This window comes from Neisseria lisongii (genome assembly GCF_028463985.1).
GTDB lineage: Bacteria > Pseudomonadota > Gammaproteobacteria > Burkholderiales > Neisseriaceae > Neisseria > Neisseria lisongii.
Map to the genome: position 1 here is coordinate 1426373 of NZ_CP116766.1, position 12720 is coordinate 1439092.

Genomic DNA, 12720 nt, shown 5'->3' on the forward strand with positions numbered 1-12720 from the left:
GTGCGTGCTTGAGGCACGCACGCTACACACGATTCCCTGTCCCGCTGGCCGGAAGGGTGGTTCACTTGGGTTGTAATATTTTTTTGGTTAATTCACGATAATGATAGAAAGTTCATCAAACAGGCCGTCTGAAAATCGGGTTTTCAGACGGCCTGATGTTTGGGTATCACCGAAAAACAGCTTATGCCAGCGGCTCAAGCAGTTTGGCGAAGGCTTCTTCAAACTGTTTCAAACCGTCTTCCTGCAAGCGGACGGCAAGGGCTTCGAGGTCGATGCCGAGTTCGGCAACGGCGGCCAAATCCGCCAAAGCCTGATCGGTATGTTCTGCCAAGACGGCTTTGGCCGTCCCGTGGTCGATAAAGGCTTTCAGGGTGGCATCGGGTACGGTGTTTACCGTTTCTGCACCAATTAGGCTGTCCACATACAGCGTGTCGGGATACGCCGGATTTTTCACGCCGGTCGATGCCCACAAAAGCTGCACCCGATTAGCACCTTGTGCGGCAAGGCGTTGGAAGCTGCTGCTGCCGAAGTATTCCGCCCAATCCCGATAGGCGGCTTTGGCTAAGGCGATGGCGGTTTTGCCTTGAAGCGCTTCGGGCAAGGTGGTATCGAGTGCGTTGTCGATACGGGAAATAAAGAAGCTGGCAACGACACGGATGTTTTCCACGCTCAAGCCTGCTGCCAACCGTTTGGTAATGCCCCGCTGGTAGGCGGCGTAGGCTTTTTGGGTTTGACTGCGGGAAAACAGCAGGGTCAGGTTGATGCTCAAACCGGCTTCAATCAGGGTTTCAAATGCTTCGATGCCCTCGTCGGTGGCGGGGATTTTAATCATGGCATTCGGACGGTTGATGGCCTGATACAGGCGTTTGGCTTCTTCAACAGTCGCTTCGGCGTTGCGGGACAGTTCCGGCGACACTTCGAGGCTGACAAAACCGCTCTGCCCGCCCGCCTGATATTGGCTCAAACACACATCGCAGGCGGCCTGCACGTCTGCCACGGCCATGGTTTCATAACGCTGCTGCGGCGAAAGGCCGGTCTGTTTCAAAGCGGCGACTTCTTCGGCATACAGCGGATCGCCGGCAAAGGCTTTTTGGAAAATCGCCGGATTGGACGTTACGCCGCACACGCCCTGTTGCAGCATTTGCGCCAATTCGCCGCTCTGCACCAGCGAGCGGGACAGATTATCGAGCCAGATTTGTTGGCCTAAAGCCTTAACGTCCGATAAAATAGTCATCTCTGAAATCCTTTATTATTGTGAAGCGGTTATGCTACCCTGATTTAGCGGGTTTGAATAGGTTTGCCGCCATATTTAAAAGCTATAAAGATATAAAATATCCAGTGGGTTCAATTTAAAAAAAGTGAAGCCGCTACAGCCGTCTGAAAATGCACTTTGTCCCAAATACAAACCGTTTACCGGAGTAAAAAGTGAATACCGAACAATATTTAAGCTGGGCGCATGATGTGTTAAACATCGAAGCGCAATCCCTGCACGAAATCGCCGCAGGTTTGGACGAAAACTTTATCCGCACCACCGATGCGCTGCTGCACTGCCAAGGGCGGGTGGTGATTACCGGCATGGGCAAATCGGGTCATATCGGACGCAAAATCGCCGCCACCATGGCTTCCACCGGCACACCGGCATTTTTCGTCCACCCTGCCGAAGCGGCGCACGGCGATTTGGGCATGATTGTGGACGGCGATGCCGTGGTTGCCATTTCCAATTCCGGCGAAAGTGATGAAATTTTAGCGATTATTCCGGCACTCAAACGCAAAAACATTACTTTAATCTGCATTACCGCCCGCCCCGATTCAACCATGGCACGCCACGCCGACATTCATCTGACGGCGGCGGTGTCGCAGGAAGCCTGTCCGCTCGGCTTAGCGCCGACTTCCAGCACCACGGCGGTGATGGCTTTGGGCGATGCGCTGGCGGTGGTACTGCTGCGCGCCAGAGCGTTCACGCCCGACGATTTCGCCCTCAGCCACCCCGCCGGTAGTTTGGGCAAACGCCTGCTGCTGCGGGTGCAGGACATTATGCACGGCGGCGAACAATTACCGGCGGTCGAATGCGGCACGCCTTTGAAAGAAGCGATTGTGCGCATGAGCGAAAAAGGTTTGGGCATGTTGGGCGTAACCGACAGCCAAGGCCGTCTGAAAGGCGTGTTTACCGACGGCGACCTGCGCCGCCTGTTTCAAGAGCGGGAACATTTCTCGGGTATTTGCGTGGACGACATCATGCACCCGAACCCGAAAACCATTGCCGCCGACAAACTCGCCACCGAAGCCTTGAAAGAAATGCAGGCCGGCCACATTAACGGCCTGTTGGTTACCGATTCAGACGGCATCCTGACCGGTGCGCTGAATATGCACGATTTGCTGATGGCAAGAATTGTGTAAACGCCGCCCGATGACTGAAACCCTTTATGCTAGAATAACGCCGCATACTTAATTGACGAATTGATGAAACCCGCCATGCAAACCCTTACCCCCGAACTACAGCGCCGTGCCGCTGCTGTCAAACTGCTGATTCTCGACGTGGACGGCGTATTGACCGACGGCCGCATTTTTATCCGAGACAACGGCGAAGAAATCAAATCCTTCCACACTTTAGACGGACACGGCCTGAAAATGCTGCAGGCCGCAGGCGTGCAAACCGCCATCATCACCGGCCGCGATGCCCCTTCGGTCGGCATTCGGGTCAAACAGTTGGGCATCAACTATTATTTCAAAGGCATTCACGACAAACGTGCCGCCTACGCCGAATTGCGCCAAGCCGCAGGCGTGAGCGAAGACGAATGCGCTTTTGTCGGCGACGACGTGGTCGATTTGCCGGTGATGGTGCGCTGCGGCTTGCCGGTTGCCGTGCCGCAGGCGCATTGGTTTACCCTGCAACACGCCGCCTACGTTACGCAAAATGACGGCGGCAAAGGTGCCGTGCGCGAAGTGTGCGACCTGATTATGCAGGCACAGGGCAAGCTGGAAGCGGCGTTGAACGAGTACATCAAATGAACATCAAATGGCGCTACGGACTGGCGTTTCCGCTGACGCTGTCGCTGGTTTTGGGCGGGCTGACCGCATGGCTGGGCAGTATCAGCCAAGTGCAAACCGAAGAAGTCCGCCTCGACCCCGACAAACCGCAATACACCATGAACGGCATTGCGGGCAAACGTTTTGACGAAACAGGCCGTCTGAAAGAGCATCTCACCGCCGAACAGGCATGGCAGTTTCCCGACGATAAAAACGTCCATCTCGGCAGGCCGAATCTGGATATGTATCAAGAAGGCAAACTGCTGTATCAAATCGGCAGCGAAGAAGCCGTGTACCACACCGAAAGCAAACAGATTGCCTTCGAACAGCAAGTCGTATTGACCAAACCCGCCGACCACCGCCCCGCCGGTATCGTACGCACCGACCATTTATATGTCGATACCCAAAACCAAACCGCCCGCACCGAAGCGCAGGTTGCCTTTGAATACGGCGACTCGCACGGCACAGCCAACGGCATGACCTACGACCACCGCCAAGGATTATTGAATTTCCCTTCCAAAGTGAAAGCCATTATTTATGATGCAAAAACTCTGTAAAGCCGCCGCAACCGCCACCGTTTTATTGGCGGCGGCACCGGCGTTTTCCCTGCAAAGCGACAGCCGGCAGCCCATCGAAATCGAAGCCGACAGCGGCTCGCTCGACCAGAAAAACCAAACCACCACCTTCAGCGGCAACGTCATCATCAAACAAGGCACGCTGAACATCCACGCCGCCGCCGTAACCGTGTCCCGCAACGACAAAGGTGAACAGCAGATGAAAGCCAGCGGCTCGCCGGTACGCTTCTCGCAAACGCTGGACGGCGACAAAGGCACGGTAAACGGCCAAGGCAACACCGTCGAATACGCCTCCGCCACCGGCTTGGTCAAACTCACCGGCAACGCCCAAGTCAAACGGGGTGGCGACATCGCCCAAGGCTCGGTGATTACCTACAATACCCGCAGCGAAGTCTATACCATAGACGGCACAGCCAAATCAGGTGTCCGCTCCGCCGCCAAATCCGGCCGTGTCAGCGTCGTTATCCAACCTAGCAGCAAACCCTGATTCCCATTCCCGCCACAGGCCGTCTGAAAACGAGCAAAGCGAATTTCTGCGCAGCTAAAACTGAAAGTTTCGATAAAACGAGTATAACGAGTTTCAGCGAAACTAAAATGAGCAAAACGAATTTTCAGACGGCATAACCGAAAGAACCTTTTTCATGAGCCAAACCCGCAGCCGCCTGGTGGTGCAAAACCTGCAAAAAAGTTTCAAAAAACGCCAAGTCGTCAAAAACTTCTCACTCGAAATCGAAAGCGGCGAAGTCATCGGCCTGCTGGGCCCCAACGGTGCCGGCAAAACCACCAGCTTCTACATGATAGTCGGCCTGATTGCCGCCGATGCCGGCAGCATTCTGCTGGACGGCAGCGAACTGCGCCATCTTCCGATACACGAACGGGCCCGCCTCGGCATCGGCTACCTCCCGCAGGAAGCCTCGATTTTCCGCAAGATGACGGTCGAACAGAATATCCGTGCCATTTTGGAAATCAGCCGGCCCGACAAAAACGCCATCGACAGCGATTTGGAAAAACTGCTTGCCGACCTCAACATCGAACGCCTGCGCCACAGCCCCGCCCCCGCCCTCTCCGGCGGCGAGCGCCGCCGTGTCGAAATCGCCCGTGTGTTGGCCATGAAACCGAGATTTATCCTACTGGACGAACCCTTTGCCGGTGTCGATCCGATTGCCGTGATTGATATTCAGAAAATCATCGAGTTTCTCAAATCGCGAGGTATCGGCGTTTTGATTACCGACCACAACGTGCGCGAAACCCTCAGCATCTGCGACCGTGCCTACATTATCTCCGACGGCACCGTCCTCGCCTCCGGCCAACCGGCCGACTTGGTAAACGACGAACAAGTCCGCTCGGTCTATCTGGGCGAAAACTTCAAATATTAAGCCTGAAAAAACAAGCCATGCCGTCTGAAAATGCGAATGTGTGCTTTCAGACGGCATGTTTTTCTATTTCAAAGCCCTACAAAATCCGATTTACATAAACCATTGATACACAGTACAACAATACTGTTGAATGGTTCAACAAACGGAAAAGCCCACCGTTTCCGATGGGCGATAACATAAAGGGGTAGAAAATGAATACTCACACTATTCAAATCCTATTCTTTTTATTCCTGCTGTTGGCAAGTCGTTATGCCCACTAAGGAATAAAAAGCTAGGCGGTGGCGGCAACCGCCGCCTAGTCCCTTTATCTTACAAAAATCCATGCTGCGGCGCAAGAAAAATATCATATTAAATCATAGTAGTAAAAAATCTGCTGTCTCATAGCCGAGAACCATACCGAAAATCCATAAACCGCCTGCTTGTCTATCCCCATATTTTGGGTTACGCTATAGTGAATTCACGATATCGGCAATCTATCTTAAAAACAACCATACCCCCGAACCACGACTGAATTTTCCGGCCAAGCTGCGGCTTTGCCGTTTTTCAACGTCATTTCCACCTAAGGAGTGCATTATGAATCTGAAAATCACCGGTCTGAATTTTGATGTTACCGAAGCCATCAAAAGCTATGTTACCGAGAAACTGGCACGAATCAACCGCCATTCGGCGGACGTTATCTCGACTGCGATCACGCTCTCGGTTGATAAGTTGGATAAAAAGGCGGAAGCGGATTTGCATTTGGCGGGCAAAAGCCTGCATGTGGAAGCGGTCGAACAGGATATGTATGCGGCGATTGATGTGTTGATGGACAAATTGGATCGGGCGGTATTGAAGCATAAGGAAAAAGCCGCCGCTCGATAAATGATGGTGAACTGACTATCGCCCAATCGTTGCAAATAAAACAAAGCCGTCTGAAAACCTGATTTTCAGACGGCTTACTTTATATAATTTGTTGCCAATCAACCGGTAAAGCGTTTGAACACCAGCGTGCCGTTGGTGCCGCCGAAACCGAATGAGTTGGAAATCGCTACATTGATTGCCGCATCACGGGCTTCGTTGGCGCAATAATCCAAATCGCAACCGGCTTCAATGTCTTGCTCGAAGATGTTGATGGTCGGCGGTACTTGTTGGTGATGCATGGCCAGAACGCTGTAAATCGCTTCCACGCCGCCGGCTGCGCCCAACAGGTGGCCGGTCATGGATTTGGTGGAGCTGACAACGGTTTTGTAGGCGTGATCGCCCAAGGCCCGCTTCAGCGCTTTGGTTTCGTTGGCATCGCCCAACGGCGTTGAAGTGCCGTGTGCATTGACGTAATCGACATCGTCCGGATTCAGTCCGGCATCTTTCAAGGCACGGGTTACGGCCAGTGCCGGACCTTCTTCGTTGGGAGCGGTAATGTGGTAGGCATCGGAACTCATGCCGAAGCCGACGATTTCGGCGTAGATTTTCGCACCGCGTTTTTTGGCATGTTCCAACTCTTCCAATACCAATACGCCTGCGCCCTCGCCGATAACGAAGCCGTCCCGGCCTTTGTCCCACGGACGGGAAGCGGTTGCAGGGTCGTCGTTGCGGGTGGAAAGTGCCTTCATGGCGGCAAAACCGCCTACGCCCAAGGTGCTGATTGCACCTTCGGCACCGCCGGCAATCATCACGTCGGCATCGCCGTATTGAATCAGGCGGGCGGAGTCGCCGATGGAATGTGCGCCGGTGGTACATGCCGATACCATGCCGTAGCTCGGGCCTCGGTAGCCTTTGAGAATGGTTACATGGCCGGAAATCAGGTTAATCAGCGAACCGGGAATGAAAAACGGGTTGATTTTGCGTGCGCCGCCTTCGGCAATGGCGTTGGCGGTGGCTTCGATGCTCGGCAAGCCGCCGATACCGGAACCGATGTTCACGCCGATACGGTCTTTATCCAAACCTTCGGTTTCGTCCAAACCCGAATCGGCAATCGCCTGCAGTGCGGCGGCAATGCCGTAGTGGATAAACACGTCCATGCGGCGGGCTTCTTTGGCGCTGATGTAGTCGCCGATATTGAAATCGCGTACTTCGCCGGCAATCTGGCTGTTGAGGTCGGAAGCATCAAAGCGGGTAATCCGGCCGATACCGCTTTTGCCTGCCAGCAGGCTCTGCCACGCTGAGGCGACATCGTTGCCGACCGGTGATACTTGGCCCAAACCTGTAATGACTACTCTTCTCTGGCTCATGATAATCTCGCTGATATGGTTGGAATCTGAACGGCGGCACAAACACGCAGCCTGCTGTGCCGCACACTGCGGGAAACAGGCTGTTGCCGCCATACGGCCTGCTTTATCTGTGCAACAGATAAGGCAAAAGCCTCTGATTGCGGCGGGCGCAGCAGAGGCCGGTGGGATTTTTTAGCGGAAATTAACCGTTGTGGGCATTGATGTAGTCGATGGCCAGCTGAACGGTGGTAATTTTTTCTGCTTCTTCGTCAGGAATTTCGCAGCCGAATGCTTCTTCCAAAGCCATTACCAGTTCAACGGTATCCAGAGAGTCTGCGCCCAGATCGTCTTGGAAAGATGATTCGTTTTTCACTTCGGCTTCGTTAACGCCCAGTTGTTCGGCAACAATTTTTTTAACTTGTTGTTCAATATTTGACATGTCAGTCGTTCCTTATATGCCTTACGGCGGGTTTAAGAAAAGGGGGCAAATCAGTGCCGCAAAAGCCGGCGCTCGTTTGCTGTATATCATATCGGCGCTATTCTACCGAATTTGATTAGAGTTTTCCATCTAAAAATGCACAAACTCGGTTTTCAGACGGCCTGATTGTGAAATAAAACAAGAATAATTTCAAACAGAAACTTTCTGTTTTTCTACACAACGGATTACGCTGCATATTATCACATGCTGATTTTAACCTACAAGCGGCTTTTTGTTTTATTTTGTTATCAAACATTTGGCACATGAAATCTTGGCAAGAAGCCGTCTGAAAAACGGGTTTTCGGGGCAAGTCGGTTTTCAGACGGCCTGTTTTGCGGTGGAAACAATAAAGTGAATTCACAATATAACACAGCGAGCCACCCTTCCCCTAACCCCTTCCCGCCAGCGGGACGGGGAACAGAATGTAGCAACTGTATTTTTCACCCCGTCGGGCAAAAATACAAAAACGGTTAGTCTGAAGGCCGGTCTAAACAAAACCGGCAATACTTCAACATGATCAAACAGCACTCACTGCCGCCAAACGATCCCGCATCATCGCATTCAGAATCGTCAGCAGCTTACGCATACAGGCCGTTACCGCCACTTTGTACGGCTTACCCCGCAAACGCAGACGTTGGTAGAAGTCCTTAATCCTCGGTTCGTAGTGTGCCGCCACCATCGCCGCCATATACAGCGTTTTGCGTACAGCACTGCGCCCGCCGAAACAGCGGCTTTTAAACTTCATTGTGCCGCTTTCTTTCACATAAGGGGCGACACCTACCAAACCGGCAATCTGTTTATGCGATACTTTGCCCAATTCCGGCAACATCGCACATAAGGTCGCCGCAGTAGTCGGGCCGATACCTTTGATGCTTTGCAGCAGACTGCTTTTGTCGCCAAAATGAGTGTCGTTATGTTCTTCGATCTGTCTGTCCAAAGCAGCAATTAGTGCGTCGAAATGTGCGATCAGTGCTTCAACACTTTGAATCTGTGTTTCATGTACCTGCTGCAAACGGTTTTTTTCGGCACTGCGCATTTCAACCAGTTGAGTGCGGCGGCTGATTAAGGCTTCGAGGATTTCTTCTGCCTCACTCGGCGGCGTATAGAGCTGCCGTTCCCAATCGGGCTTTTGTGTGATTACCTGTGCGTAAAACGCCAACATTTTGGCATCGGCCGCATCGGTTTTGGTGAGTGATTGCGACTGTGCGAATTGGTGCGTCTGACGGGGATTGGCAATGATGACTTTGAATCCTGCCCGGTGCAGTGCTTTGGCCAATGGGATTTCCAGTCCGCCGGTGCTTTCCATCACAACCAGTGAGACCTGATGTTTTTTCAGGTATTCGATGGTGTGGAGAAAGCCTTTTTGGTTGTTGGTCTCGGTTTTGGTCTTTTTGGAAGACGTGATGCCGATAACGAAGTTTCGTTTGGCGATGTCGATACCGCCGTAGTTTTGGGTACTCATCATAAACCTGTCTTGCATTCGGTTGTGTTGTCGGGCAACTGTCCGGTTGTGTTGATGGGTTGCCCGGCTTCCCTAAGCTACACAGCGGTTGTTGAACCTTGGGTGCGCACGGGTGGCGGCCGGGCGGGTGTTGCTTGTTATGATACTGGAAGTTGGATATACAAGGGTGGCGCAACTTGTTGCCCACCAAAACCATATTTCAACTGTCTTACAAACCGCCCGCCAGTGCCGTATTCAAAAAAGTCAGCACACATGCCAGCTCTTCTGCCGAATCCTGCTGCGTGCCGTTGCCGGTGTGGCCGCCGCCGTCGGGGGCGTACAGCCATGCCCTGCCGCCGAGCGTTTTCAGGCGGGCGTAGAATTTGAGGGCGTGGGCGGGGTGAACCCGGTCGTCGCTCAGGCTGGTAGTGATGAGTGCGGGCGGATAGGCGGTATCGGCGGCAAGTTGGTGATACGGCGAATGCTGCGCCCAATATTCCCGGCAAACATCGTATTTTTGCGGATTGCCGTATTCGTCTGTCCAGCTTGCACCGGCGGAAAGCAGCGGATAGCGCAGCATATCGGTCAGCGGCATTTCACACACCATTGCGCCGAATGCCTGCGGTCGGCGGACAAATGCCGAGGCGACCACCAAGCCGCCGTTGCTGCCGCCCTGCAAACCGATTTTGTTGGGCGAACTCAAGCCCCGTTTTGCCAAATCGTGTGCCACCGCCAACAAATCGTCTGTGCTTTTATGTTTGTGCAGCCCTTGCGCCGCCTGATGCCATTTCGGCCCGAATTCGCCGCCGCCGCGCACGTTTGCCAACACAAAGGCGTTGCCCGTTTCCAGCCAGTATTTGCCTATGCTGCCCAGATAATGCGGCAATTCCGGCACGCCGAAACCGCCGTACACATAAATCAGGGTCGGAGTGTCGGCATTGGCGGCTTTGCCGACGTGGAAATAGGGAATCTGCGTGCCGTCTGCCGACTCTGCCTGCAGTTGCTGCACGGTGATGCCGTCTGAATCAAACTGTTCGGGCTGGCGGCGCATCACGCTCAGTTCCATCACGCTCAAATCCAAGGCATACAGGGTCAGTGATTCGGTAAAGCTGCTGGCGGCGAAATAGACGGTATCGCCGCCCCACGGCTGGTCGGTGATTTCCAATGCGCCCGACGGCAAACGGGGAAGCGGCACTTCCTGCCATTGCCCGTCGGCAAAACGCCATGTTTTCAGACGGCCTTGCACGTTGTCCAGAATATGGGCGACCACAAAGCGGCGGGTGGTTTCCACGCTTTCCAGCGCCTGCGTTTCGGACGGAGTAAACAGCAGACAGGCTTCGCCTATGCTGCCCCGATTGACTTTTACCGCCAGCAAACTGCCGCCGGCATAACTTTGGTTGGCACGTTTCCAGTCTTTGCGCAGCGTAATCAGTAAATGTCCGGCAAGATAGCCGACCACGTCGCAATCTTCGGGTAAATTGAGCGGATTGGCTTCGCCTGCGGGCGAGACCTGCAGATAGGTTTTAGTGTAAAAACCCTGCGAGGCTTCAATCAGGTCAATCGGCGCACCCTGCGGATCGAGATAACGCCACGCATTGACCATCATACCGCCCTCGTCCATACGGTAAACCGGCGTGCTTTCTTCAAAGCTCTGCCCCCGTTCCACCAACCACACTTCGCACGGATAACCCGATTCGGTCAATTGGCGTTCGTCCCACGCCGGGCATACCCAAACGCTGTTTTCATCCCGCCATGAAACATGGTTTTTACCTGCCGGAAAGTGAAAACCGCCCTCCACCAGCGTTCCCGCCGCCAAATCGATTTCCAACGTGTAAGCGGTATCGCCGCCGGCACGGCTCAAAGTCAGCAGCGCCCGTGTGGGCTGCTCCACCAAGTGCGACACGCCGCCCAGATACACATCGTCGCCGAGCAGCTCGTCAAAATCGGCCACGGAAAACAGAATCTGCCATTCAGGATAGCCCGAACGGTAGCTCGCCGAAGTGCAGACCCGATACACGCCTTTTGGATATTCCGAATCTTGGTGGAAATGATACATCCTCGCCCGATGTTCCTGACAAAACGGAATCTGCCGTTTGTCCTGCATTTGCTGCAACAGACCGTCTGCCAACTGTCGGGCGGCGGGCGTGTCGGCAAACTGCCGCTTGGTTTGGGCATGTGCTTCAGCGGCGAAGTTTTGCGTTTGCGGCGTATCCAGTTGTTCAAAATGGCGGAAAGAATCGGCTTGGCGTTCCATAGCGGTTGGTTTCTGAAGAGGAAAGGGCGTTTATTATAGTGGATTATCCAACACACGCTCAAAAAAGATACAAACATGCCGTCTGAAAACCCGAAACGCGGATTTTCAGACGGCATGGTTAGGCATTTTCGGTCAAACCGGCAAGGTTCAGCCGAACAGGCCGCCGATGTATTTGCTGATGGTAATGGCGCTGAGTACTGCCATCAGGCCGACCACAATCACGCCGGCAACGGTGAGCCACAGCGGGTGTTTGTAGTCGCCGACGATTTTGGTTTTGTAGGCGGCAATCAGAATCAGACCGAGCGAAATCGGCAAAATCAGACCGTTTAATGCGCCGACCAACACCAGCACCTGCGCCGGTTTGCCGATGGTGGCGAATACGGCGGTGGAAACGGCGATAAAGGCAATAATCCATTTGTTTTTATTGCGTTCGATAGACGGGCTGAGACCGGAGAAAAACGACACCGAAGTATAGGCCGCACCAATCACCGATGTAATCGAAGCCGCCCAAATCACCACACCGAAAATCAGCAGGCCGATGTGTCCCGCTACGTATTCAAACGGTGTGGAAGCGGGGTTGTCGGGATTGAGCTGCACGCCTTGGCTGACCACGCCCAAAACCGCCAAAAACAATACAATCCGCATAATCGAGGCAATCAGAATCGCCCGCACCGAGCTTTGGCTTACTTCCGGCAATGCCGATTTGCCTTTGATGCCTGCGTCCAGCAGACGGTGCGCACCGGCAAAGGTGATGTAGCCGCCGACCGTGCCGCCCACCAGCGTAACAATCGCCATCGCATCGAGTTTTTCCGGCATAAAGGTATGCACGGCGGCATCCGCCAGCGGCGGGTTTGCCTGCCATGCCACATAAACCGTCAGCGCAATCATCACGAAACCCATCACTTGGGCGAATTTGTCCATCACTTTGCCCGCTTCTTTAAACAGAAACACGCCGATGGCAATCACACCGCTGATAACCGCACCGGTTTCCGGCGACAGTCCGGTCAGCAGGTTCAGACCCAAGCCCGCACCGCCGACGTTACCGATATTGAACGCCAGACCGCCCATCACAATCAGCACCGCCAAGAAATAGCCTGCGCCGGGTAAGACCTGATTGGCAATATCCTGCGCCCGTTTTTCGGAAACGGCGACAATCCGCCAGATATTGAGCTGCGCCCCGATGTCGAGCAGAATCGAGAGCAGAATCACAAAGCCGAAGCTCGCCGCCAGTGCTTGGGTAAAGGTGGCGGTTTGGGTCAGAAAGCCCGGACCGATGGCGGAAGTCGCCATCAGGAATGCAGCGCCGATTAAGGCATTTCTGCGGTTTTTTTGATCAGACATAATCGCTTATCCTCTATAAATTGGGTTGTTACGGTGTTCGGG

Annotated in this window: 12 protein-coding genes; 6 read left to right on the forward strand and 6 right to left on the reverse strand. The window is 53.8% G+C overall.

From position 1 onward, the window contains the following. Nucleotides 1–181: 181 nt before the first annotated feature. Nucleotides 182–1234 (reverse strand): transaldolase, encoded by a 1053-nt coding sequence (tal, locus tag PJU73_RS06510; RefSeq protein ID WP_237091969.1) that lies wholly within the window; start codon nucleotides 1232–1234, stop codon nucleotides 182–184. Between the two features lie 191 nt (nucleotides 1235–1425). On the opposite strand from tal, the gene PJU73_RS06515 reads away from it, so the two are divergent. The 6 genes from PJU73_RS06515 (at nucleotide 1426) to hpf (ending at nucleotide 5839) form a co-directional block, all read left to right on the forward strand. Further along, entirely contained in the window at nucleotides 1426–2397 is a 972-nt protein-coding gene (locus PJU73_RS06515) for a KpsF/GutQ family sugar-phosphate isomerase (RefSeq protein WP_237091970.1), read from the forward strand. Nucleotides 2398–2472: 75 nt separating this feature from the next. Then, entirely contained in the window at nucleotides 2473–3009 is a 537-nt protein-coding gene (locus PJU73_RS06520) for a KdsC family phosphatase (RefSeq protein ID WP_237091971.1), read from the forward strand. Next, nucleotides 3006–3584, forward strand: coding sequence for an LPS export ABC transporter periplasmic protein LptC (gene lptC / locus PJU73_RS06525; RefSeq protein WP_237091972.1), 579 nt, complete (start codon nucleotides 3006–3008; stop codon nucleotides 3582–3584). Before PJU73_RS06520 ends, lptC begins: the two co-directional genes overlap by 4 nt. Next, nucleotides 3565–4089: a lipopolysaccharide transport periplasmic protein LptA gene (gene lptA, locus PJU73_RS06530; protein ID WP_237091973.1), complete on the forward strand. Its 525-nt coding sequence runs from the start codon at nucleotides 3565–3567 to the stop codon at nucleotides 4087–4089. The genes lptC and lptA overlap by 20 nt, the downstream gene beginning before the upstream one ends. 154 nt (nucleotides 4090–4243) lie before the next feature. Next, nucleotides 4244–4978, forward strand: coding sequence for an LPS export ABC transporter ATP-binding protein (gene lptB, locus PJU73_RS06535; protein ID WP_237091974.1), 735 nt, complete (start codon nucleotides 4244–4246; stop codon nucleotides 4976–4978). A 573-nt stretch (nucleotides 4979–5551) separates the two neighbouring features. Further along, a complete protein-coding gene (gene hpf / locus PJU73_RS06540) occupies nucleotides 5552–5839 on the forward strand; it encodes a ribosome hibernation-promoting factor, HPF/YfiA family (protein ID WP_237091975.1) in 288 nt (95 codons plus the stop codon). A gap of 98 nt (nucleotides 5840–5937) precedes the next feature. Here the strand turns inward: hpf and fabF are convergent, their stop codons facing one another. From fabF to PJU73_RS06565, 5 genes are all read right to left on the reverse strand, one after another. Further along, nucleotides 5938–7185, reverse strand: coding sequence for a beta-ketoacyl-ACP synthase II (fabF, locus tag PJU73_RS06545; RefSeq protein WP_237091976.1), 1248 nt, complete (start codon nucleotides 7183–7185; stop codon nucleotides 5938–5940). Between the two features lie 181 nt (nucleotides 7186–7366). Then, the gene (gene acpP, locus PJU73_RS06550; protein WP_003742600.1) at nucleotides 7367–7603 is read right to left on the reverse strand and encodes an acyl carrier protein; all 237 of its coding nucleotides are present in this window, start codon (nucleotides 7601–7603) and stop codon (nucleotides 7367–7369) included. Nucleotides 7604–8159: 556 nt separating this feature from the next. Further along, nucleotides 8160–9122 carry an IS110 family RNA-guided transposase gene (locus PJU73_RS06555; protein WP_443094073.1) on the reverse strand — a complete coding sequence of 321 codons (963 nt, stop codon included), beginning with the start codon at nucleotides 9120–9122 and terminating at the stop codon, nucleotides 8160–8162. A 190-nt stretch (nucleotides 9123–9312) separates the two neighbouring features. Further along, nucleotides 9313–11337 carry a prolyl oligopeptidase family serine peptidase gene (locus PJU73_RS06560; RefSeq protein WP_237091336.1) on the reverse strand — a complete coding sequence of 675 codons (2025 nt, stop codon included), beginning with the start codon at nucleotides 11335–11337 and terminating at the stop codon, nucleotides 9313–9315. A gap of 147 nt (nucleotides 11338–11484) precedes the next feature. Further along, the gene (locus tag PJU73_RS06565) at nucleotides 11485–12678 is read right to left on the reverse strand and encodes an NRAMP family divalent metal transporter (RefSeq protein ID WP_237091335.1); all 1194 of its coding nucleotides are present in this window, start codon (nucleotides 12676–12678) and stop codon (nucleotides 11485–11487) included. Nucleotides 12679–12720 lie beyond the last annotated feature (42 nt).